The sequence below is a fragment of the Methanoregula boonei 6A8 genome (assembly GCF_000017625.1).
GTDB classification, from domain to species: Archaea; Halobacteriota; Methanomicrobia; order Methanomicrobiales; family Methanospirillaceae; genus Methanoregula; species Methanoregula boonei.
Window position 1 is genome coordinate 1,317,600 of record NC_009712.1, and the last position, 23,588, is coordinate 1,341,187.

At 55.0% G+C, this 23,588-nt stretch carries 20 protein-coding genes, 2 tRNA genes and 1 other RNA gene; 14 read left to right on the forward strand and 9 right to left on the reverse strand.

Translation table 11 applies throughout. The features are described 5' to 3' along the window. The 3 genes from MBOO_RS06775 (at position 1) to MBOO_RS06785 (ending at position 2,733) form a co-directional block, all read left to right on the forward strand. Positions 1-1,212, forward strand: coding sequence for an energy-coupling factor ABC transporter ATP-binding protein (locus tag MBOO_RS06775; protein WP_012106846.1), 1,212 nt, complete (start codon positions 1-3; stop codon positions 1,210-1,212). Positions 1,213-1,325: 113 nt separating this feature from the next. Then, complete coding sequence (locus MBOO_RS06780; protein WP_012106847.1) at positions 1,326-2,009, forward strand: YIP1 family protein; 684 nt, start codon at positions 1,326-1,328, stop codon at positions 2,007-2,009. Positions 2,010-2,127: 118 nt separating this feature from the next. Beyond that, the gene (locus MBOO_RS06785) at positions 2,128-2,733 is read left to right on the forward strand and encodes a YIP1 family protein (RefSeq protein WP_048068352.1); all 606 of its coding nucleotides are present in this window, start codon (positions 2,128-2,130) and stop codon (positions 2,731-2,733) included. An 83-nt stretch (positions 2,734-2,816) separates the two neighbouring features. Here the strand turns inward: MBOO_RS06785 and MBOO_RS06790 are convergent. The 3 genes from MBOO_RS06790 to MBOO_RS06800 form a co-directional block, all read right to left on the reverse strand. Beyond that, positions 2,817-2,890: transfer RNA gene (locus MBOO_RS06790), tRNA-Thr, on the reverse strand. A gap of 172 nt (positions 2,891-3,062) precedes the next feature. Then, positions 3,063-3,776: a sugar phosphate isomerase/epimerase family protein gene (locus MBOO_RS06795; RefSeq protein WP_012106849.1), complete on the reverse strand. Its 714-nt coding sequence runs from the start codon at positions 3,774-3,776 to the stop codon at positions 3,063-3,065. 248 nt (positions 3,777-4,024) lie between these two features. Beyond that, positions 4,025-5,056, reverse strand: a complete 1,032-nt coding sequence (locus tag MBOO_RS06800) for a mechanosensitive ion channel family protein (RefSeq protein WP_012106850.1) — start codon at positions 5,054-5,056, stop codon at positions 4,025-4,027. Positions 5,057-5,101: 45 nt separating this feature from the next. On the opposite strand from MBOO_RS06800, the gene hypD reads away from it, so the two are divergent. Then, complete coding sequence (gene hypD / locus MBOO_RS06805; protein WP_012106851.1) at positions 5,102-6,130, forward strand: hydrogenase formation protein HypD; 1,029 nt, start codon at positions 5,102-5,104, stop codon at positions 6,128-6,130. 59 nt (positions 6,131-6,189) lie between these two features. Next, positions 6,190-6,261 (forward strand) — tRNA-Arg (locus tag MBOO_RS06810). A 186-nt stretch (positions 6,262-6,447) separates the two neighbouring features. Here the strand turns inward: MBOO_RS06810 and MBOO_RS13890 are convergent. The 4 genes from MBOO_RS13890 to MBOO_RS14160 form a co-directional block, all read right to left on the reverse strand. After that, the gene (locus MBOO_RS13890; RefSeq protein WP_157677626.1) at positions 6,448-6,918 is read right to left on the reverse strand and encodes a hypothetical protein; all 471 of its coding nucleotides are present in this window, start codon (positions 6,916-6,918) and stop codon (positions 6,448-6,450) included. Positions 6,919-7,981: 1,063 nt separating this feature from the next. Beyond that, entirely contained in the window at positions 7,982-8,785 is an 804-nt protein-coding gene (locus MBOO_RS06815) for an energy-coupling factor transporter transmembrane component T family protein (RefSeq protein ID WP_012106852.1), read from the reverse strand. Further along, positions 8,785-10,230: an ABC transporter ATP-binding protein gene (locus MBOO_RS06820; RefSeq protein ID WP_012106853.1), complete on the reverse strand. Its 1,446-nt coding sequence runs from the start codon at positions 10,228-10,230 to the stop codon at positions 8,785-8,787. Before MBOO_RS06820 ends, MBOO_RS06815 begins: the two co-directional genes overlap by 1 nt. After that, the gene (locus tag MBOO_RS14160; RefSeq protein ID WP_012106854.1) at positions 10,227-10,754 is read right to left on the reverse strand and encodes a tryptophan transporter; all 528 of its coding nucleotides are present in this window, start codon (positions 10,752-10,754) and stop codon (positions 10,227-10,229) included. Before MBOO_RS14160 ends, MBOO_RS06820 begins: the two co-directional genes overlap by 4 nt. A gap of 633 nt (positions 10,755-11,387) precedes the next feature. Here MBOO_RS14160 and MBOO_RS06830 point away from each other — a divergent pair. Both MBOO_RS06830 and MBOO_RS06835 read left to right on the forward strand, forming a co-directional pair. Continuing rightward, entirely contained in the window at positions 11,388-13,298 is a 1,911-nt protein-coding gene (locus MBOO_RS06830; RefSeq protein WP_012106856.1) for a molybdopterin biosynthesis protein, read from the forward strand. A 65-nt stretch (positions 13,299-13,363) separates the two neighbouring features. Then, entirely contained in the window at positions 13,364-14,794 is a 1,431-nt protein-coding gene (locus MBOO_RS06835; protein WP_012106857.1) for an aldehyde dehydrogenase family protein, read from the forward strand. A gap of 9 nt (positions 14,795-14,803) precedes the next feature. Here the strand turns inward: MBOO_RS06835 and MBOO_RS06840 are convergent, their stop codons facing one another. Then, entirely contained in the window at positions 14,804-15,889 is a 1,086-nt protein-coding gene (locus MBOO_RS06840) for a hypothetical protein (protein ID WP_012106858.1), read from the reverse strand. Positions 15,890-16,098: 209 nt separating this feature from the next. Here MBOO_RS06840 and MBOO_RS06845 point away from each other — a divergent pair, with 209 nt between their 5' ends. The 4 genes from MBOO_RS06845 (at position 16,099) to MBOO_RS13525 (ending at position 19,339) form a co-directional block, all read left to right on the forward strand. Continuing rightward, the gene (locus tag MBOO_RS06845) at positions 16,099-16,758 is read left to right on the forward strand and encodes an FmdE family protein (protein ID WP_157677627.1); all 660 of its coding nucleotides are present in this window, start codon (positions 16,099-16,101) and stop codon (positions 16,756-16,758) included. A 438-nt stretch (positions 16,759-17,196) separates the two neighbouring features. Next, a complete protein-coding gene (locus MBOO_RS13895) occupies positions 17,197-17,700 on the forward strand; it encodes a hypothetical protein (protein ID WP_157677628.1) in 504 nt (167 codons plus the stop codon). Positions 17,701-17,979: 279 nt separating this feature from the next. Then, positions 17,980-18,117, forward strand: coding sequence for a hypothetical protein (locus MBOO_RS14070; RefSeq protein WP_198324424.1), 138 nt, complete (start codon positions 17,980-17,982; stop codon positions 18,115-18,117). Between the two features lie 199 nt (positions 18,118-18,316). Beyond that, positions 18,317-19,339, forward strand: a complete 1,023-nt coding sequence (locus MBOO_RS13525; RefSeq protein WP_012106861.1) for an ATP-binding response regulator — start codon at positions 18,317-18,319, stop codon at positions 19,337-19,339. Positions 19,340-19,428: 89 nt separating this feature from the next. Here the strand turns inward: MBOO_RS13525 and rnpB are convergent. Further along, positions 19,429-19,774, reverse strand: an RNA gene (gene rnpB, locus MBOO_RS13285) — RNase P RNA component. A 107-nt stretch (positions 19,775-19,881) separates the two neighbouring features. Between rnpB and MBOO_RS06855 the strand changes: the two genes are divergently transcribed. From MBOO_RS06855 to arcS, 3 genes are read left to right on the forward strand one after another with little or no spacing between them, the layout of a single operon-like run. Then, positions 19,882-20,457 carry a TIGR00296 family protein gene (locus MBOO_RS06855; RefSeq protein ID WP_012106862.1) on the forward strand — a complete coding sequence of 192 codons (576 nt, stop codon included), beginning with the start codon at positions 19,882-19,884 and terminating at the stop codon, positions 20,455-20,457. Positions 20,458-20,502: 45 nt separating this feature from the next. Further along, a complete protein-coding gene (gene tgtA / locus MBOO_RS06860) occupies positions 20,503-21,951 on the forward strand; it encodes a tRNA guanosine(15) transglycosylase TgtA (protein ID WP_012106863.1) in 1,449 nt (482 codons plus the stop codon). Continuing rightward, positions 21,948-23,588, forward strand: a complete 1,641-nt coding sequence (gene arcS / locus MBOO_RS06865) for an archaeosine synthase subunit alpha (protein WP_012106864.1) — start codon at positions 21,948-21,950, stop codon at positions 23,586-23,588. The genes tgtA and arcS overlap by 4 nt, the downstream gene beginning before the upstream one ends.

Consider the following 23,588-nt stretch of genomic DNA (forward strand, 5'->3'; position numbering starts at 1 on the left):
ATGACAAACCTGCTCGAATTTGACAATATACATTATGCCTACCCGAATTGCCGGGAATCACTCTCCGGAGTAACTTTCTCGATAAAAAAAGGAGCCAGGGTTGCGCTGGTCGGCCCGAACGGTGCCGGTAAAACCACCCTGATGCTGATGGCAAACGGGGTTCTTGAACCCTCAAAGGGGCGTGTGCTTCTCGATGGAGAACCGCTCAGGTACGACAGCAGATCGCTTCGTGAGGTGCGGAAAAAAGTCGGTATGGTCTTCCAGAATTCGGATACCCAGCTCTTTGCTCCAACGGTATACCAGGATGTGGCGTTCGGGCCGCTCAACCTTGGCATGGAACCCGGCGAGATCGAGAAGGTCGTCCGCCGGGCCCTTCTTGAGGTGGGGCTGGCAGGATTCGAAAAACGCCCGCCACACCAGCTGAGCGGCGGGGAGAAAAAGCGGGCTGCGATTGCAGGGACGCTTGCGATGGACCCGGAGATTCTCGTATTTGATGAACCAACCAGTTCGCTCGACCCTGCCGGTGCTGCGGATCTTATGGAACTGCTTGACGAGCTCCATGCAAAAGGCGCGACGATCATTATCTCCACGCATGATGTAGAGCTTGCATACCTGTGGGCGGACCAGATCATCCTCATGAACAAAGGAACAGTTCTTCATTCGGGAACTCCTGAGGAAGTCTTTACGGATCCGGCGCTTGTAACGTCCTCGAATCTCCGGATGCCCGCCGTGCTGGAAGTCTACACGGAGCTCCTCTCGCGAAAGATGGTGGAAAAGACGCAGTCGCCAAAGTCCGTTCTGCAGCTGGTCAGTTCGCTCGAACAGAATTTTAGTAAACCACGGGCAGACAGGGCCCTTGGGACCATCGCGGTCTGCAATGTGGATGCGACAGGGGCCGATGAAATCAAGGCGTGGGTGGCTGACAATCCCGGGCACAAGCGTGGGGCAATGGGAACCCGGGCGAAGAACCTTGCCGAGCAGAAATCGATAGCGCTTGATTTTACGTATGGCGTAATCGATAAAAGCATCCTGCGGGCACTTGTCGGGGAATGCTCGGTGCTTCTCACACCGGCATCGATGGTGCCGCATGTATTCCGCCGGGTTAAAACCTATTGTCAGGAGAGTGGCAATACGATTGCCGTTGTCCCCATGAATGCAAAAACTGCGTCTCTTACTTCCGGGGCCCTGAAAAAACAAGGTCCGGCAGAATAATCTTTCCCGCCGGACACCACGGATATCCGGATGATTACCGGGATCCGGACTTTTCCTGTACCCAAAACAAAGCTTGCAATAATTATATCTGAACCAAAAAGACGAGATTATCTATGGCTCCTGATCTTATCGAACTCCTGTTCCGGCCCGATGCATTTTTCCAGAAACGGGCAGCAGAACCCGAAAACCTCGTTTTCCCTGCAATCATTATTCTTGCCGGTGCAATAATTGCCGCAGCCTCCGGCTACCTGGCCTCAAGTATGACCACACAGATGATGGGGTTGGCCGGATTTGGTCCCGGATTGGTCCTGATCCTCTCGGTGATCGGTGCATTTGTCGGCGTTTTTATTTACTGGGCGATTATCACCGGGATATTTTACCTTATCTCCCTGCTCTTTGAAGGGAAGGGCACCTTTGCCCGCAGTCTGGAAACAATCGGGTACGGGTTTTTACCCCTGGTGCTTGGCTACCTGGTAACACTTGCCACGGGCCTTGTGTACATTCCCCGGCTCACCGCCGAACACCTCTTCCAGGGTTCCCTGTCCGATCCCGCAGCAGCCCTGAGCGCAACACAGGCTTTCATGAACAACCCGGTAGTGGTGCAGTACACCCGGATCACGATGATCGTTGCCATCATCTTCCTGCTCTGGAGCACATACTGCTGGATCTTTGGTATGAAACATGCCCGGCAGCTGACAGCCCGGAACGCTGCAATCTGCGTGGGGGCACCGGTCCTTATCTATATCCTCTACCTTCTTTCGGTACTGTTCCTCTTTTCCACCTTTTTTGCATCATAAGGAAACACTTTTTTTTATAATGCATGGTTGTTGCAGCCCGGATACCGGGAGTGTACTCCCATAAAACGGCCGGAAAAACGGATTTATTAAATAGGCATAGCGGGTATTCGATCCTTATATGACCTATGCACTTTTTGAACGGGCCCGGGGGCTTATCGCAAACCCTGTGGAGACCTTTGTGGCATCAAAGGAGGATCCGGGGAAAACGGTGGTCGCGTACTTCGGGATCCTCCTTCTGTTTCTTGCGGTCATGTCCGCACTCATGAATGCGCTCCTGTTTTCTGCATTAAGCTCATCGGGTTTTTTTGGGACAATGAATCCGTTTGCTTCAAAATTTATGGCGGTAATGCCGGTAATCGTCTTTCTTGAGATCCTCATCTTCGGGTTTGTCTTTTCCGGCCTCTTTGGGCTTTGGGTCCATCTCTGGGTATGGATTCTTGGCGGGAGAAACGGGGCGGGGCAGACACTCAAGGCATTCCTGTACGGCCTGACACCCGCGCTCATCTTCGGGTGGATTCCTGTTGTAGGTATCCTTTTTGCAGTCTGGTCGTTTATCCTTGATATCCTTGGCCTGCGCGAACTTGCAGGATTAAGCCCTGCCCGGGCGGCACTTGCAATGGTTATTGCGGTTCTCATCCCGCTCGTGGTCGTGGCGGTTTTCCTTGTGGTCTTTTTCCTGCCCATCATACACGCGGCAATGATGAGCTCGCGAATGGGATACTAAAAAATCTTTTTTCGGATACCAGTCCGGACATTAAGATACCGGGAAATATCCCGCTTATTGTGCAAAAAGAAAAGAAAAACAAGAGCCTAAGGCGAGATTTGAACTCGCGACTTCCTCCTTACCAAGGAGGTACTCTGCCGGGCTGAGTCACTTAGGCACAGCATGCTTTTTCTGCAGGTCTGGAACAAGACGGTTTGCACCGGCTGGGCCACACTGGCAGATTGCCTAGATACATTGTAGGTTTTCCTTATAAAATATTGCGGAAACTCCCCAAATCCCTGCGTAAATCGCTGTGGATTTCTGCCTGTTTGACCCACCCCAACACATCGTTACAGCATTCCCTTCAACAACCGGTAGCTTGCCACCGCCCCGTCAAAGTCTGCCACCTCAATCACCGGCGATCCCCGGCTCTCTTTTACCGCCGCCATCACCGGCCCGAAATCTATGGTTCCCCTCCCCACGGCAAGATGGGAATCTGCCGTGGAGTCATTGTCGTGCAGGTGGTAATGCTGCGCGGGGTGTTTGAGAAATCCGGCAAGGCAGTGGTTCTGGTGCGCATGCCCCACGTCAAGGGTAAAACCGCAGTCGCCAATCAGGGAACGCTCGGCCGGGGTCTTGAACAGGAAATGCTCCCAGTCACCCATGTTCTCTACCGAGTACGTAATCCCATAGTCACGGGCGGCTGCCGAAAGCTCCGCGAGCGACCGGGATAACTGCACCTGTGAAGGTTCCTGTTCTCCGGGCCAGGCAATGTAGCCGGGATGGACCACGACATGCGCATCGACCTCGGCAGCAATGGCAAAACATTCTGTAATCACTTCCGCGCTCGCCCGCCGGATCGGTTCGAGAAGGCTTGCAAGGTTTGTCCCCCGGCTGGGCGAATGAAGAGAAAAGGTACAGGTATGGGAAAGAAGAGGTTCGGCATTTGTAAGGAAATGGCGTCCCTCGTCCATCACCTCGATTACACCGGTAACCCCTGCAATACGATCCAGCGCTACGGGGAGCGGTTCATCAAGGAGGCAGAGCGTGGAGATGCCAAGCATTTTAGAAGAGTGTGTGGGAACTCATCGGCATAAACGTGCTGATCCGGGATTTGGGGAGAAGAGATCAGACTCATTGCAAAACATTATCTTCAAAAAATAGCCCGGAGAGCGATGGGGCGCTCTCACATCCCTGACTCGTGAGATGGATGCCGCTGCCCCCCGAAAGGGGCCCTGATGTAGGGGACCCTCGTAATTATCCAAATTCTGGATACATATCTGAAATGAAAACCCGATAGGGGCCTAAAAAATTATTTCCTCACATGCACATCGATCTGCGGGAACGGGATCTCGATTCCCTCTGCCGCGAATCGTGCCGCGATCCGGGTGTTGATCTCATCTTTTGCCTCATCAGAGACATTGTAGGCTTTTGCCCAGACATAAATAATAAAATTGAGGGCCGAATCCCCAAACTCCTGAAAAAACACTTTCGGGACCTGATCCTTATCAAAAAAATCCGTATTTTTTATTGCATCGTTTGCGACTTCAAGAAGAACCTGTTTGACCCGGGAAATATCGCTTCCGTACGCCACAGTAATGGGGATGGTGTACCGGATCCGGGGATCCGGTTCGGAAAAGTTCACGACGCTGTTGGTGGTGATCTTATTGTTTGGGAGGGTGACGATCTTCCCGTCAAGGGTCCGGAGCCGTGTGCTCCGCGTCCCGATCACGAGCACATCGCCATAATAGGTATCAACCTCGATCCGGTCGCTCACCTTGAAGGGCTTGTCCACCGTGATAATGGCCCCGCCAAAAAAGTTGGAGATCAGGTCCTGTGCAGCGAGCGCAAGGGCAATACCTGCGATACCCGCACCGGCAAGGAAGGGAGTAATGTTGATCTCCAGGTTGACCATGACAAGCATGATCCCGGCAAACCAGACCACGTAGCGCACGGCAAGTTCGAGAAGGTCGACAATACGATCATCCATGTCCCCTTCGGTTGACTCGGCAATCTGCCGCCCATAGATCCGGACAATATCGTGGAGGAGGGATGCAGCGATCCAGGTCCCGAGCAGGATGTAGATCGAATCGAGAACCTTACCGGAGAGGATCCAGGCGTACTGGGCCGGCACGATGTCATAATATTTCAGGGCAATGTAAAGGGAAAACGCGATGATACCGATCTGGACCGGGGTACCTATTGCGGCGACGATAATATCGTCCCACTTGGTCTCGGTGGTTTCGGCAAACTTCTCCAGCCACCGCACGATAATCCGTGCGATGATTGCCACCACAACACCGGCAATAATGGTTGCGATGGCAAAAAGCAGGTTATCATTCATATGAGTACTCTTATGTCTGGCAGCGGTAAATAAGTGTAAGATACCATGGCGACGGGAAACGAGATTGCAGAAACACTCCGGGGGCTGGTGGACCGGGATATGACCTTTATGCACATCTGCGGGACGCACGAAGCGGCAATTGCCCGCACCGGCCTGCGCAGCATCCTACCGCCGCAGTTAAAGATTGTCATGGGCCCCGGCTGCCCGGTCTGCATCACGCCGCAGGGAGAGATTGATGCTGCCCTCGATCTCGTGGAGAAGGGCTGCATTATTGCAACCTATGGCGACCTGCTCCGGGTACCCGGCTCGAAAGGATCGCTTGAATCGTGCGGGGGCGACATTCGCGTTGTCCAGGGAATCCACAAGGCTGTAGAGATCGCAGAAAAGACCGATAAAGAGGTGGTCTTTATCTCGGTGGGTTTTGAGACCACCGCTCCAACCGTAGCTGCGTCAATTCTTTCCAATCCCCCGAAAAACTTCTCGATCCTTTCCTGCCACCGTGTTGTCCCGCCGGCTATGAAGTGGCTGCTCGAACAGGGCGAGGCAAAACTTGACGGGTTTATGCTCCCCGGCCATGTCTGCGCCGTGATGGGCTACGATGAGTATGAACAGTTCCCTGTCCCGCAGGTGGTTGCAGGCTTTGAGGCCGAGGATATCCTTCTGGGTCTGCTCATGCTCGTGGAGCAGGTCCGCGAGGGAAAGCACCGGGTGGATAACGCCTACCCCCGGGTAGTCACCCGGGAAGGAAACGCAAAAGCAAAGAAGATCATGTACGAGGTTTTTGAACCATCGGATGTTGAATGGCGGGGATTTCCGGTTATCCCGCAGTCAGGTCTCCGGCTCAAAGAAGAATTCGGGCAGTACGATGCGCAGAAGAAGTTTGGCATCGTGTACAAAAAGGTCAGCAAGCACTCGGCCTGCATCTGCGACAAGGTTTTGCGCGGGATTGCCGAACCCACGGACTGTAAGCTTTTCGGCAAGGTCTGCACGCCCCGGACCCCGGTGGGGCCCTGCATGGTCAGCCACGAAGGAGCCTGCAAGATCTGGCACCTGTACCAGGTTAAAAAGCAGTGAGGGGCCGGTGAACCTTCTCTTTTATAAGGAAGTACACAAGATTAAGTAAGGTAAATTTTGCCTCGGTAGGGTAGTGGACATCCTAGAAGCCTCCGGAGCTTTTGACCCGGGTTCAAGTCCCGGCCGAGGCGCTCCGTTTTCTTTTCAAGTGAGATTTCATTTGCCCAATTGATTATTCCCTATTAATTCCAAAAATGATATCGTTTCTCACAAACCTCAGCTCGGTAGATTATTTTGTCAAGGTTCTACAACATTAAAGCTTCTCAATTTACTCTAAATGCGCATATCGTACCTATTTCAAAATAGGTTGCTGAAAATTAAGATTTATTCTCATCTGCTGGAAACAAACGAGTCATTACTAGATAGGTTACTCCAAAACTTGTAACTGTTATAAAGACCGCTATCGCAAGAAATATTTTCGCTTCATCATACGAAAAAGCCGAAAGTATCAATGATAATAAACTAGAGCCTATTCCCAAAAAGGGTATTATCGAACCTGTTAAGCAAGAACGAATTCTACTTTTTTGTTTGATTTCAATCGTATCTTTTTGAGAAACAACAATTGCGATAACTGCATAAATTGTTGCTATTATTACAGACAATACAACAATGCAGGCATTCGCAATTTGACTGAAATAATCATTAGGAAAAGTGGGCGTTACATTCAAAGATTCAATTAGAACTGCAAGTATAAAACCACAAATATAACAAGGGATAAAAATAGTCACTTTATTTACAATTGTAACGAAAAAGCAAATTTCACTATTTGCCTTTTTACCCGAATTCATATAACGATACTAATCTCTTCTGAATTATAAATTTTCACAGTAATCTCATCTTATTGCTCAATTTGGTTTCTCTGTTCGGTTAAACTTCTGACAGATCTCCCCAACCGCGACCGCGCCCTCCCAGGGGCAAGCACGGCTACGGCCTCACGGGCGCAGAATCGGGCTGTTCCGGCATGCGATAACAATCACACTTACCCGCGTGCGACAAAAAAAATCTTGCCGCTCATTCATCCTTATTCCCGCGATCGTGTTATTTTCGCGAACCGGCACGTTTGAGCCTCATACAAACAAGCATCAGCCGGATTTCATGATGCAATGATTATGTGATAATCATTTTTTACAATTTGTCCGGTAGATTATCGTGATCGTAAGAAAAGCGTACAAAATCCAAATGATGCACGATCAAAAAGGATCATCGCAACGCGAAAATGTCTGCCGTGATCGCGTCGAAACGGGGATCAGGGCAGATTCGGGATCATGGTTGGCGGGTGCCCCGGCCCACCTGCTTTTGGCATAACCGGCCTAAAAAAATACGCCCGTAAAACGCTCCGTTTCGATTCGCGTGGAGAAAACCCATTTTAATCACTCTTTTCATCAAAATAAGCCCAAATTGAGCCCCATATAATGCTCATAATCGGCCTATAACGGCCTTTTTTCGGCATCTTTTTCCGGGATCATACAAAAACCCGTTTTGATCCGGAAACGAGCAGGAAAGGGCCTTTTCGTGAACCTTTTATTTCGTCCGTTTGACAAAATACGGCCATTTTGGGCTTGTTTTAAAAAGAAGCCCGATACGGGCTTTTTGGGATCTAAAAAAGGGTCATCCGGGCTTAATTTGGGCCCGGATTAGTTCAGCTTTCTACCTCCTTTCTGAGGGGAGGTCTTGTTTGGAGGAAATCCGGTTCAAACCTTGGCATTGGGTATTCGGGCACTGTTTTCGTTCCGGTACCGGAAAATTTTTTGATGCGTGGTTGCAGGTGTAAAATGGAAATCTCCGGATCGCTGGAAGAGTGCCGGCAAAAATATCCGGAGCATGAAAAGTCGATGAAAAATTTGGAGAAAATCAGAAGATCATTGCCGGTGCAAGAATCACAGCCACGGCAAAACCAGCAGCAGCAACCACAATACCGGAGATCATGACATAATCCCCGGTCCCGAACCGGTGCTCCCGCACCCGGGTCCGTGTCCCGGTCCGGTACCCCCGCATATCAATGGTGAGGCCAAGCACCGTAGATCGTAGCAGGGCATTTGAAACCAGCGGGACAACAATGGGCTGGACGCTCCGGAATTTCCCGAGCAGGCCGGTCCCCGGGTTATAACCCCGGGCCAGCTGCGCCTCGTGGATCCGTTTCCCTTCAATCTGGAGGGTGGGGATGAAACGCAGCGCAATAATAAACATCAGGATATAGTCCACCGGCATGTGGAGCCGGTCCAGCGTATGCACGAGGTCGCGGGGCTGGGTGGAGATGAGGAAGAGCTGGAAGGCAAAGATCAGCACCACAAACCGGAGGGCAAGAACGATACCGATCATCACCGCCCCGGCAGTAACCGGAATAGCCCCACCGATCAATGGCACGCTTTGAGGTATGACCGTGCCGACAACCGGGCCGTTTGGCATGGTCAGCACGGTGATCACGATAAAGATCACGCTCATCACGAGCAGGAGCCTGAGTTGGCCAAAGAGCTCGCGGTGGAGGTTGCTTGCAACGGCAAGAACGATGAGAGCCGCAACCAGCAGGAGCAGGAAGGGGATGCCGGTGGCAAGCACGCACATCACGGCAATGACAATGATGAGAAGGATCTTCGAAAACGGTGAGAGCCGGTGGAAGAGGCCGTCCTTATGCACGTACTGCAGGATCTCGGCCATTATCCCTCTCCTCCCGCCCGGGTATCCGAAAGTACACGTCCCTGGTCCATGGCAATGATCCGGTCTGCGCAGTCCCGGGCAATCTCCCGGTTATGGGTGATGACCACGACCGTGTGCCCGCGCTGCTGGTGCTTCTTTAGGATCTCCATAACGAGGCGTGCTTCATCTCCGTCAAGGCCGGTGGTAGGCTCGTCAAGCACAATGATCTTCGGCCGCATGGCCACCACACAGGCAATGGCAAGCCGCTGGCGCTCGCCCCGGGAAAGCCAGCGGGGATAGAGATCTTTTGAGTGCAGGAGTCCGGCCTCAGTAAGCGCTGCATCGATAACGGCATCCCGGTCCGTGATACCGAGGTTTTCAAGCCCGAATGCAACCTCCTCCTTTACCGTATCGGCAAAGAACATGTGGTCCGGATTCTGGAATACCAGGCCCACATCCCGGGCAAGATCCGTAACCGTGCACTCCTTTGTATTCCTTCCATGGATGAAGACATCTCCTGCTGTGGGAGTGAGAAGGCGGTTGAACTGCCGGACAAGCGTGGTCTTGCCAGAACCATTCTCCCCGACGATCGCCACGAACTCGCCGGGCGTGAGGGTAAGGTTCACATCGTGCAGGGCCTCTACCTCGCCGTACGAGTACGAGAGGTGCCGGATATCGATGGCAGGAACCGTACCTGCTGCCGGCGCCGCGGGGATAATCCCGTCTCGGATCCCGGAGAAGTCAGGGATCACCATCTTCCGGATCCGGTCGTTTTTGAGAACCTCGTCGGGCTGACCGATGGAAGTAATGGCACCGTGCTCCATTACGACCAGGGTATCGATGATCTCATGGAAGTGCGAGAACTTGTGTTCTACGATAAGCAGGGTCTTTCCCAGACTTTTGAGGTTTTTAAGAATAGAGACAATCCGCCGGGTGGCATGCTCGTCGAGTTCTGATGTCGGCTCATCGAGAATAAGGACATCGTTTCCCAAGGCAAGTGTTGCCGCAAGGGCCACGCGCTGCTTCTGGCCACCGGAGAGATGATGAGGGGAGCGATCCTTGAGGGACGTAAGGTATGTAATCTCAAGGATCTCAGAAAGGCGCTTTTCAATCTCTTCCGGGGAAAGGCCGCGGTACTCAAGCGCGGAGAGGATCTCTTCTTCAACTGTCGTGAAGATCATCTGGGCTTCGGCATCGTCAAAGACGATCCCGATTGTCTCTGCAATGGCGGAAAGACCGGGATAATCAGCAACATTTTTGCCGTTGATCGTCACTATGCCGGCCTTTTTCCCACCGTACTCATGGGCAAGGATCCCGGCAGCTGCAAGGCAGAGCGTGGTCTTGCCGGCACCTGAAGGGCCGGTGACCATGATGCAGTGACCTTTCTCCAGAACAAGGGAGAGCTGGTGCAGGGCTTCCTGCACCGTGTGGGGGTAGGTATAACTGACTTTGGAGAGTTCGATCATTCGGATCCTCGTACAAGCACCCGGCTCGCGGGGAGGTAGAGGATCTGAACGATAATCGCATTAAACACTGCCGTTATAACCACGATCGGGACAAAGACCACGACAAATGCGCCGAGACTGCCATTGAACGTGGAAAGGATGGTGGCAGCAACGCAGATGATCGCAACAGCCGCAAAGGAAAAGCCGCTCACGAGCGTTGCAAGGAAGGTGGTGACAGTCGGGGCAAACTTTGTCCGGGACGAGAGGAGCGCGTACAGGCCAAAGCAGGAGAGGGCACCCAGCGGTTCGCTTATCAGGTTTGCCGGGGGGAATATGGAACTGGATATCAGCATCGAGAGAAGGCCGGCCACGATACCTATTCCGAGGGCCTCGTATACTCTTGGACGGACCAGGATGATCGCAAGGCAGTAGAACGCAATGATCATGTTGGGCGTCAGCGGGGTATGGAGCATGGCAAGGAAATACCGCAGGATAGCCCCGATGGCAAGCAGGATACCGACAATGGCAATGTCTTTTGACTTCATGATAATTTCACACCGGAATTAAGGCACTGGATCGAGAGGGGCATACACAAACGTGATGCGATACCGCCTGTCATGGCGGGGAAACCGTACCTGATGCATACTTTTGTTCATTGATGTATTAAAATGTAACTTTGTCGGACTCTGCCAGCCGGTTGCCAGAACTGGGACTGGATCTGCCATATGCGCTAATCTCATGATCAATCGCTGCTGAGTACTTAGCGCATTGTCTCCACCGCAGAAGTACATCCTTAATCCTTTTCTTAACAGGTGTCGGAAATATGGATTCATGCGGTGGCAGATCGCATACGTGGGAGAATAGAACACAACTGCCACGGTCTTTTTTGCCTTCTTCACCCGCACTTCCCACGTGAGATCGGATCCCTCCCGGGAACCAGATCCGGCGAAATATTCTCTTCCGAAACACACTCCGGTAATCCAAAGATGTGACAATCACCGGGGTTAGTGATTCCCCCGGGGTCTGATGAAAAAATGATCCTGCATCGAATTCTTTATTGAGGATCACCGGGAAACGGTACTAAAACCGGCCCCGCACCGGCACGGACCGTATTCCATGTCCCGCACGAAACTCCTTTTAGCCGCTCCCGCTGCTACAGAACAGACCGGGGGTGCCGCATGGTAAAACGCTACCTTTCCCTTACCTCGTTTGACGAGGCATTGTCCCTTCTCAAATCCACGTTTCCCGGTCCCGGCCGGACCGAGATAGTCCCGGTTATCCGGGCATTGGGACGGGCCGTGGCACAACCGGTGTATGCCCGGTACGCGGTTCCCGAGGTAAACCTTGCTGCCATGGACGGGATTGCTGTAAAGAGCCGGGACACGATCGGGGCCTCGGAACAGCACCCGGTCACGCTCGGGCAGGCAGCACGGGTCAATACCGGAAACGTTCTCCCTGAAGGATTCGATGCAGTGATCATGATTGAGGACACTTGGGAGGTAGGTGATAAATTCCAGATCCGGAAAAGTGCCTCCCCCTGGCAGCACGTTCGCCCGGCCGGGGAAGACATCCGGGAGGGACGGCTTGTCCTCCCCAAAGGGCACGTAGTGCGGGCCTTTGATATCGGGGCCCTTGCCACCTATGGGATCACTGAGATCGAATCCACCACCGCAGGTGTAGGCATCATCCCCACGGGAAGCGAGCTTGTCCCGCTCGGGGTCCACCCGCGGCCTGGGCAGGTGGTGGAGAGTAACACTATCATGGCGCAGGTGCTTCTCGAATCTATGGGGGCTTCCTGTACGCGCCTGCCCATTGTCCGGGACGATCCCACCCTTATTGAAGAAGCACTCAGGGCCGCTGCAACCGCAAACGACCTGGTTATTATCTCCGCCGGTTCCTCGGCCGGCACTCGCGACTTCACAGCCGGGGCAATTGCTGCGGTCGGCGAGCTGATCTTCCATGGGGTTGCAGTAAAACCGGGTAAACCGATGATGCTAGGGAAGATTTCAGGAACACCGGTTATCGGTCTGCCCGGCTATCCCCTTGCAGCCCAGACCGTGCTGCGCGAGTTTGCCGTCCCGCTCTTGGAACACTGGGGGCTTGCACCCTTCGCGAAACACGTGGTCCGTGCACGTCTTGCCACACCCCTTGCATCAGATCTCGGGTTTGACGAGTTTGTCCCGGTCTCTGTGGGAAGAATCGGCACCCGGCACTGGGGGATCGCCCGCTCCCGGAGCGCGGTTGTACAGATGTCCACTGTCAGGTCCAACGGCTATGCCCATATCCCGGCCCGGATCGAGGGGTACGATGCAGAACATGAGCTCGATGTTTTCCTCACCACCGACCCGGCCAATATCGAGAGGACGCTTCTCTTCTCAGGTGCCATCGACCCGGTGCTTGAGGAACTGGGCAACCTTGCCCATGACCGGGGACTCTTCATCCATACGGCAAATGCGGGAAACACCAGTGCCATCCTTTCGCTCAAACGGAATGCCTGCCATGCAGCGCCCATGAGCTTGCCGGCCTTCTCCCTGCTCCGGGAAAACGCTACCCTTTTTTCCCTGCTTGAATCCATGGATCTTGTCTTTGTCAATATCGCCACCCGGGAGCAGGGAATTGTTTCGTCAAAGGGAGTTAGTCCCGATACCCTTGATACTGTCTGCTGGGTCAACTCGGGCAGGGACACACCGGCCCGGCTCCTCTTTGATACACTGCTTGCCTCACACCACCTTTCCCCGGCCCAGGTACGGGGATACACAACTGAAGCAGCAACCCCGGGTGCGATAGCGGCCGCAGTCCAGGCCGGACAGGCCGATGCGGGCATCTGCTCGGAGGGGCTGGCCACATCCCACGGGCTCCGGTTCTTCCCCCTTGCAAAGGAGCAGTACGAACTGGTGATGCGCAGGGAGATGCTCGGCGATCCCCGGATTATCTCCCTTATTTCCCTTGTCCAGGGCCGGGAGTTTAAGGCCCAGCTTGAACGAACCGGGGCCTATCATACGGCACTGACCGGCAGGATCCGCAGCCTCTCATCGGATACTTCCGATATTGATATTCCCTCATCTGCTCCTCCGTCCGTCATCCCATAACCGGGCCGGATCACCGCTGCCCTTTTAAAGGTGGCTTGCGGACAGATCCGGCAGGGGTCATTTGTATGGAGATGCTTATCAACGGGAAAGCGGACGCAGGTAACGGTTCCGCATGGATTGAGGTAATAAACCCGGCAACCGGGGAACTGGTCGAGCGGGTACCGGCCGGGTCAAAGGATGATGTGAATGCGGCAGTTGAATCTGCGGATCTCGCATTTGGGGCATGGTCGGAAAAAACCATGAGGGAGCGTGGCCTTCTCCTTGGCCGGGCCGCAGAACTGGTGCGCCGGGACCACAAACAACTGGCCGAATTGTTAACCCGGGAACAGGGAAAACCGATCCGGGAAGCCATTGATGAGGTACGGGGCTGTGCCAATATCCTTGAGTACTATGCCTCTATTGCAGGCAAGCCGGCCGGCGAAGCGGTCAGCCTGGGTAAAGCCGGCGACTGCCTGGTGACACGTGTCCCCTTGGGAGTCTGCGGCGCGATCATCCCATGGAACATGCCGGTGATCATCATGGGCTGGAAGGTGGGCCCGGCGCTCCTTTCCGGAAATACCCTTGTCCTCAAACCGGCATCCACTGCACCCCTCACAAATCTGAAGATCGCCGGGCTCTTTTCCGAGGCGGGTCTCCCGGCCGGAGTGCTCAACGTGGTGACCGGATCAGGAGAGATCGCAGGAGAGGCGCTCGTGCAGCACAAGAGGGTAAAAAAGATCTCTTTTACCGGGAACGGAATCACCGGCCGGAGGATTCGGGAGCTTACCGGTAACCGGCTTGCAGCGCTCACGCTGGAGCTGGGCGGCTCAGACCCGATGATTGTGATGGCCGATGCAGATGTAAAAAAAGCGGTCGAAGGGGCGATCCGGGGCCGGTTCTATAACGCCGGACAGGTCTGCACTGCGGTAAAACGGCTGTACCTGCACGAGAAGATTGCCGAAGAGTTCATGCGCGAGCTGACTACAAAGGTCGAGGGGCTGAAAGTTGGAAACGGGCTTGTACCGGGAACCGATATGGGCCCGCTCAACAGCCCTGCCCAGCGCGACCGGATCGCAACCGTGGTCCATGAGATAACTGCAAACGATGAAGGAAAGATTCTGACCGGCGGCTGTCCGGTACCGGGAAAGGAGTATGAGCGGGGTAATTTCTATAAGCCTACACTGGTCGGGGACGTGCCCCCGGATGCGGCACTGCTGAAAAACGAGATCTTCGGACCGGTCTTACCGGTGATGACCTTCCCGGATCTTGCCACCGCGATTGCCGAAGCAAACCGCTCGCTGTACGGCCTTGGTGCGTCGGTCTGGACCCGGGACCTTGCCACGGTTAAAGAGTTTTTTACCCATGTTCACGCCGGGATCGTCTGGGTGAACCGCCACCTCACCCTCCCTCCCGAGGTGCCGTTTGGCGGTACCGAAGAGAGCGGGATAGGGCGAGAGAACGGCTTCCATGCCATAGACAGTTACACCCAGACAAAGACGCTCTTTTTAGGCTGGTAAAAGAGGAGTTCAGGAATGCCGGCGCAGCAGGAGGGCTGCGGCACCAATCCCGGCAAGGCCAAAGGCTGCCGGGAAAGAGGCGCTTTTGGTGGTTGCCGGGAGCGCTGCCGTGGCCGCGGTTCCGCCTGCTACTACTGCCGTAGCATTGTTCCCGGTAACATCCGCTGCTGCGCCAGTAGCGGTTGCATTGGAAGAAACAAGGCCGGGGATCGGACAGGTACCTGATGTATCGTTGCAATCCGTTGTTGCCGGAACAACGGTAAATTTCGTGGACGCAGTCGCACTCTGGGTAATCGCGCTAACGGTCACCAGATATTCATCGGGAGCAAACGTCGATGTATCCACCGGGAATGACCAGGTATTGAGCCCTGATGTCCCGGGCTGCACCGCGACCACACCTGAGGCACCCGAAAAACCGGAGGAATCTGTCTTTTTTGTCGGCGTAAACGAGGATGAGGTGATATCCACTTTCAGGTTATCGCCCGCAGCGAGGCTCGTTGTACCGTTGAGGGTAAAGGAAGTCCCCTGCGGGACAGTGCCGGGAGATGCAATGCCTACGGTAGGCTGGCCGACAAAGAACGTGACCGTGGCAAAGGTGTCGTCGATATTCTGGCTCCCGATAGCGGCAAGGAGTGCAGTTGCCGCATTCGTGCTCTGGAGGCTGCCGCTGCCGGTGAACTGGAAGACCGTTTTTCCGGTCTGTACATTCTCTACCGCACCGGTTGAGGAATCATACACGATATCGAACCGCCCGTTTTCCATGGGATGCTGGACGATCACGAAGTACTGCCCTGGTGCAAGGTTTGCAGTATCGGCACTCTGGAGCTGGTACGAGTAGGTGTTGTCGTCGTTTACCGGGATGGTTGTAACCTTGGCGAAATTATACCCGATAAACCAGATCTGGAGCCCTACCAATGGGTGCCCGGTGGCGATCCCGCTGATCGTAACCGGGTCACCCTGTGCGATCACTGCGGACGAGCTGGTGCTCCCGGGTGTGAGGGTGATCGCGGCTGAGCCGGGAAACATGAGTACCCCGGCCAGCAACAGCAGGCAGACCGGCAGGCAGAATTTTATGATTCCGGGGAGGGCATTCATGGCAGGACTTCCTTATTGCGGGGTGTGGCCTGTCCTGTTGCAGGACAGGGTTTGAGTGCTCATCCTGTACTGGGACGGGCTCCTTAAAATAACCGGCTCACACCTCATTCTCTTTCCTTCCTTCAGTGTGCATCATCGCTATCTCGCGGGTCTGCGGGGCAAAAAGGAAACATAAAACGTTTAATGGCCTGAAAAACCAAGTACTTTTCATGGACCACGAACATCACCAGGGCCACCACCCGGCGCATCACCACCACGGTGGGGAATTCGAGGCCCGGATTGCGGCCTGCAATGTTCCCGAACCGGTGCGTACCTATCTTACCCGGTGCGCACATTTCCACTCCGCCCCGGCCCCGGGACTTTTGATCGGCGCCTTCATGGTGGACTATGCCCTCGAACTCCTGAATGCAACCCCGGACGACAAGCTCTTTGCAGTCAGCGAGACACCCAAGTGTCTTCCCGATGCAGCTCAGGTAATCGCCCATGCCACCACCGGGAACGGGCGGCTCAGGGTCGTTCCCATCGGGCGCTTTGCGATCACCATGAACCGGGTCTCAACAGAAAAGACCGTAGATGGGTTCCGGGTGTACGTGGACATGGAGAAGATCAAGCAGTTCCCCATCATTGATGCGTGGTTCTCAAACAGTCCCGTATTCAGCAAGCATGCCCAGGGTAACGCCCTTCAGGAGCAGATCTTTATTGCGGGCAGACAACTCCTCTCGTACGAGAAGGTCCGGGTGCCGGTTACACTCAAGGAGCAATGGAAGCCGGTGAAGTGCCCGACCTGCGGCGAGACGGTGCCGGACTACATGGTTGTGGACGGGAAATGCGGGGCATGCGGGCCGATGAAATACTATGAGAAGATCTGAAAACGAGTTTAATTTTTTTCCTTTTTAAAAGAGAGACATACCACTTTTTTTCTAAATTTATTTCATCACACACTTCAGAGGCAACTGATGTTGTTTACATCCCGCATCAGGACATTTCGCGGGACATAACGTGGTAAGCAGGAGTGCGGGAAAAACCTTGTTACTCCGAGAGGTAGCGGCGCTCCTCGCTCACGGGGATAGCGAGGGAGTACCTCGCAATACTCCAATATCCGGATAACTTCGAATAAAATCGCAGTTAAATCAAAGTTTATAGGTTACACTGATGAAATGCACAGTGAAGGAATTACCATGAAATCACTTTTCATCTGCGCATCTGTTATTATCCTGATTATTATTTCCTGTATGGCGGGGTGTATCGCGAACCAGAATGCATCGGGAAATTCGCAAACGTCAACGTCTGTATCACCCGCTTTAGCAATGGTTACAACATCGGCATCATCAGGACAGAGCCAGGAAAACTCCAGCGATTGTTCAATCCCATCTCTGGTTTTCAATACCAGCCAGGAAACAACGAATGTCTCATGGGGTTTTAGTTTCAGCAACGATAATGGGAGTTACGCGCTTCCCTATGGCTCCATCATCTATCACGGTTACGATGGGCTCACCCGGATATTTGACCGTAACGGTACACAGATACTCATCGCAAATGATTCAGATAATCTGTCACCCACACCGGGTGGTTTGCTGCAGTCAACAAAGGTTGTGCAGGTTCCAAGCGGCGCATTTCTCCAGGATAATGGGAATATGACGCAGATCCTCCTGAGTGGTACCTGCATTGGGACAATTATTAACGCAAACAGTTCATCGGTAGGGTCACCGGCACCTTCCCGCCAGATCTGTCACTGCCCCATGGCGCCTGCGATAGCAACAACAACGACACAACAATCTACCCCAACCGATGGCCTTTGTCATTGCCAGTAACAAACGAGGTGACAATTACAGTTCCACTTACGCCATCGGTCAGAATGTCTCAAAAATCGATCGGCCCGATCTATTTCAGTATTTCAGCATTGATAGGGACCACTATCTCTCATAATACCCGCCCCAGAAGAAAGGGGCAGGGGGCCCTGGCAAATTCTTTTCAGCGGGGGTACCCCTCAGTCAATTCCGGGAGGTTTGATTCCCGGACTCATGGATCCATATCAGGAACAATGACTAATCACATCCCCAGAAGCACTGGACGTACTCGCTGCACCAGAAATGGCAGTATTGTGCCAGATGGACCTGAGTAGTGGCAATGCCGAGACAGCCTGTACTGCAAGGGCGGTCATGGCGGCAACCGCCACCAGGGACAGGACAAAGACCACCCTGTTTGCAGGAAAAGAAGTAAGGATTTGATTCGTACGTATTCTCCCGCCGGGTTAAGCTGATCTTCCCCTTACCCCTAATAAGGGCCATCGTTGAGTGCAGCATTTTTTTAATCATGGTACCAGAATGGCCAGCTTGTATCGGGAGGGACTGTACAGCAAAAGTACGCAGATAACAAACATTTATTAAAAGGTGCCATAACTCATTGAACAATAATTCAGGGAAAACCATGCCACAGGCATCGATCTTTATCGTGGAAGACGAGCTCATCGTAAGCGAGGATCTCCGCCAGACCCTCGAAGACCTTGGCTATACTGTAGGCGGGGTCGCACATTCGGGAGAGGACGCCCTTGCAGGAATAGGAAGTGCCCTCCCCGATCTTGTGCTTATGGACGTGCGCCTTGCGGGAGCCATGGACGGGATAGAGACCGCGGGCCTCATCCGGGACAGGTTCGGTCTCCCGGTTATCTTCCTTACTGCCCATTCCGACAAAGCCAATGTCGCCCGCGCCAAACTGACAGGACCCTACGGTTACCTGCTCAAGCCGTTTAGCGATCGCGAGCTTCACACCACAATAGAGATGGCACTCTCCCGGTACCACCTGGATCTTCTCACCCGGGAAAAGGAGCGGACCATACGGGTGCTCGCAAATGCCATCCCCGATCCTGTCATGCTCCTGGACCGGCGCCTGAAGATCCTTGCCGCAAACGATGCCATGGTCCACAACCTGCGTACCGACCGGCCAGACGAGTGGCAGACGCCGGTCTTCCTGCCTGAAAACAGTGGCAGGTACGCGGCCCTTCTTCCCCGGATCGCAAAAGCCCTTTCCACCCTTGTCCCGGGAGTATTCGAGGAGCAGGAGGGTGACACATGGTACGAGATCTCACTCTTCCCCGTAGCGGGCCCGGACCCGGAAGACCCCCTGCTCCTGATCCAGTACCACGACATTACGGCCCGCAAGAGATTTGAGGAGGAACTCCGGACCGGCGGGCTCTCCCAGATCGAGCAGAACATGGAGCAGTTCCAGATCCTCAACGATGAGATCCGGAACCCTCTTCAGGCTATCCTCGGGTACGTCAACATGGACTGCCGGAAACACCAGGGCGATATCATAGAGCAGGTCAGGGCGATAAACAATCTTGTCCACCGCCTTGACCACGGATGGATTGAATCCGGGAAAGTCCGCCAGTTCCTTATCCGGCATTACCTGGAAGAGGTACACCCGGGCAGGTCAGCCCAAAAAGAGTCCTGAATCCGGAGCGCCCGACCCGACCGTCAGTACCTGGATACATCTACGTTACCCGCAGGTACATTTGTAATCCGATAAGACTGAAGAAAAGTGAGTGGGAGGAGTAAGCCTCCTTCTGTTCGTGCGGCATTCAGCTCTGCACCATACCCGGGCGGATACCGGACGATCCATTGCCCTGTTCTGGCTTGCACCCGCAGGGATTCGCCGTTTCATCGTATCCTGTTCCGTTAAAGCGCTCAACGGGTTACTCACGCGGCAACAACCGCGTTTCTCGCCCCGGGGGGCTCGGCCGCATCATAACTGGGAACAGGCCGTGTCGTTTCTGTGCCATTGCCGTGACTCTCGCCACCCGTACTTGCATACGGCTGCGTGTCCGGAAGGTGGGGGGACTTTCCTCAGCGATCATAAAAGACCACCGTCAGCCGCTCTCTCCCTCTCACGAGAACATATGCGCGAACGATCCTTAATAAAGGTACCGCTGCTTCACCGGAGGGATAACTACTTTAACGGCCCCTGCAGAATGTGTCACAACAGAGGTACGTGCCATGCAGCTCCTGACACCAGATGAAGGCATCCTTGCCATCCGGCTCGCCCGCGGGGCCATTGAATACACCATTGCCAAGAGACCCAAACCGATGGTTCACCTGACACCGGTCTTTGCGGAGAAGCGGGGGGTCTTTGTAACCCTGACCAGGAACCATCAGCTCCGGGGCTGCATCGGCTTTCCCTACCCGGTGATGCCACTCGGGGACGCGATCGAGGACGCCGCGGTTGCTGCAGCCCTCGAAGACCCCCGGTTTCCCGGTGTGAAAAAAGACGAGCTTTCATCACTTGATTTCGAGGTGACCGTGCTGACCCCCCCGGTCCCCCTGGAATGTGCGCCTGAAGATCGCCCGGCCCATATAGAGATAGGGCGCCACGGCCTGATTGCCCGGGGCTTTGGCACAAGCGGACTTTTGCTCCCACAGGTGGCAACCGAGTACGGCTGGGATGTAAAAACCTTCCTTGATCATACTTGCGAGAAGGCCGGGCTCTCACGGGACTGCTGGACAAAGAAGAATGTGGAGATCCTTACTTACGAGGGCCAGATCTTTACCGGTTCCTTTAAGGAATCACTTTAACAGACGGGACAGCCAATTTGTTAGGCACAGGAGTACCCTTTGGGCATGGCGATCACCTTCGAAAGTCTGGACAGCGATATTGCAGGACGCACTGGCAAACTGGGCGCGGGAAAACGGATCATAAAGACCCCCGCGCTGCTGCCGGTCATCAATCCCCACCTGATGCTGGTCACCCCCAAAGAGCTCCGAGCCATGGGAGTCGAGGCCCTGATCACCAATGCCTATATCTTTTCCCAGAGCCGGCAATATAGCGAGCGGGTAAAGGAAGAAGGTCTGCACAAACTCCTTGACTTTGATGGGCTGATCATGACCGACTCCGGCTCGTTCCAGCTCTCGGTGTACGGCCAGGTTTCATTCACGAATAAACAGACCCTCTCCTACCAGCGGGATATCGGAAGCGACATCTGGGTGCCGCTCGATATTCCCACCTCCCCGGATGCGGACAGGCCAACAACAGAACGGGAGCTTGCGATCACTATGGAGCGCCTTCGCGAGGCAAAGGAACTCTTCGGGAACGATGCCCCGCTGGCCGGGCCGGTGCAGGGCGGGATCTTCCCGGACCTCCGCGAGCGGGCAGGAAAGGAGGTCGGGGATCTTGGCTTTTCCTTCTGTCCCATCGGCGCAGTAGTTCCCCTCATGGAATCCTACCGGTACCGGGAACTTGTTGACGTGGTAATGGCAGCAAAGAGCACCATTCCCCGCTCCGCGTGTGTTCACCTCTTCGGGGCCGGTCACCCGGCCATGTTTGCACTCGCCGCTGCAATGGGATGCGACCTATTCGATTCCGCCGCGTACGCGCTTTATGCCAAGGATGGACGGTACCTCACCACCCACGGGAGCTTCAGGATAGACGAACTCACCGATCTTCCCTGCGCATGTGCAGTCTGCCGGAGCCATACAGCCGAGGAACTCTGCACAGCAAAGGACCGGACACGCCTTCTGGCCCTCCACAACCTGGCAGTCACCCTTGCCGAGATCTCGCGGATCCGGCAGGCAATAGCTGACGGGACGCTCTGGGAGCTTGTTGACGAGCGCTGCCGGACCCACCCGCAGCTCCTCTCGGGATACCGCAGGCTCCTCTCCCACGCAGCTGACCTCGAACTTTATGACAGGGCCTCCAAAAGGCGGTTCTTCTACCGGGGAGACGAGAGCTGTGCCCGGACCGAGGTGCTCCGGTACCAGAGGCAGCTTGACCGTCTCCGCCTCGGGAAAACCGTGCTCGTGGCCTGCGATGGGAAGGAGCGCGAGGGTTATGACGACGTCCTCTTCTTCAAGCCCCCATTTGGTCCCTACCCGCCAGCCTTAAAGGAAACTTTTCCCATTGGCCCGGCCGAGATTCCCCCGTGGGACGAGGCCATGGTCCGGCAGGGCTGTCGTGGCATACGGATGCTTGCCGAGAGCCATAAGGAGAGCAGAATCATGGTCTCGGGCCTTCTTAACTGGGAGGAGATCTTTACACAGGAAGCCGGCGATGCAGCGGAGCTGGTGAGATGATCCGGTTCGAGATCAAAAAACGTGACGGCCTTGCCCGGGCCGGCATCATGTCTGGGGATGAGTTGCCAAAGTCCCCGCTTGCGTTCCCTGCCGTGCTCGATACGGCCGCAGTCTTCCCGGCCCTCTCTTTGCGGAGCGGCACCAGCGTTCCACTCCCTGCACCGCCGGCCTTTGCTGCGGATTATGTACCAAAAGATGCGGGCCAGCCGGTCACCATTCACCCGGCGCTTGATAACCCTTCAGTGAGCGGGGACGTGGTGATGGTGGCGGGCTGGCACACGGCGCTTGCAAACCCCCGGCAATATGTCCTCTGGCTCAAGGCACTTCGGGATAAAACCCCTCCCGACACGCTCTGGTATGCCCCGGCTGCGGCATTGCCCTCAACCGTCCACATTCTCTGCTACACGGGGTTTACCCTCTTTGATTACACGGGCGTGGATCTCAAATCCGCGCAGGGGCTTTTCTGCACTCCCGAAGGCGAATTTCCCGCGGACGCACAGGCCGCCGGCCTCTGCGGATGTGAAGGCTGCCGGAACGGCGACCTTGCGCTGCACAACCGGCTCGCACTGGAGCACGAGGTGGCTCTTGCCCGGTACTTTACCGGGCTGCAGAAGCTCCGCGAACTTGTGGAGGCCAGGTGCCGGATGAACGCAAATTCTGTTGCTATCATGCGTCACCTTGACCAGGATTATACCTGGTCCGAACCCTTCTCCCCGGTTGCACGCAGCGGTGTCATGCGGGCAAACTCCGGCGAGTCCATGCAGCGGGTGGAGGTCCGGCGCTTTGCAGAACGCCTCCTTTCACGCTATAAGCCTCCGAAAGCTACTGTGGCCGTTCTCCTGCCCTGCTCGGCGAAAAAACCCTACTCGCTCTCCCAGAGCCACCGCCGGTTCCAGATGGCGATAGCAGGGCGTGCACACGAACTCATTGTCACCTCCCCGCTCGGCCTTGTCCCCCGGGAGCTTGAGTGCGTGTACCCGGCCATGCACTACGATGTTCCGGTCACCGGCTACTGGGATGCAGAGGAGTGTGCATACATCGCGGACATCCTTGCCCGCTACCTTGCGCTCCATTCCTACGAGCGCGTGATAGCCCACCTTGAAGGCGGGGCGCTCAAAGTGGCGGAGATGGCAGCGGAACAGTGCGGGATCACGCTTGAATATTCCTGCCGGGACCACCCTACCGGGGAAGAGGCTCTTACCCGGCTCAGCCATGCCCTGGACTGCGAGCGCCGGGTCAAGGACGACCGGCTCCACGGCATGCTCTCGTACCAATTCGGGAGTGATATAGATACCAAAGGCATGCTCTCCCGTGGCCACTTCCCGGAGATCTTTTATTCAAGGAACAACCAGCAGCTCTTCTCCATTGACACCGGTACCGGCCTTCTCCGCCCCACATTCGAAGGCTGGGGCCTTGTCCCGGAGGGCTACCGCGTGACCATCAGCGACTTCCTTCCTGAAGGGGACGTGCTTGTCCCGGGCATTGTGGAGGCCGATCCCGCCATCCGTGAAGGGGACGAAGTGCTCGTGGTGGGGTCAAAGGCCCTGGCCACGGGAAGAGCCGCTATGACGGGTGCGGAGATGAAAGGATCGAAGCGCGGTGTTGCCGTCCGGGTGCGTAAAGTAAAGAAGTTGTAG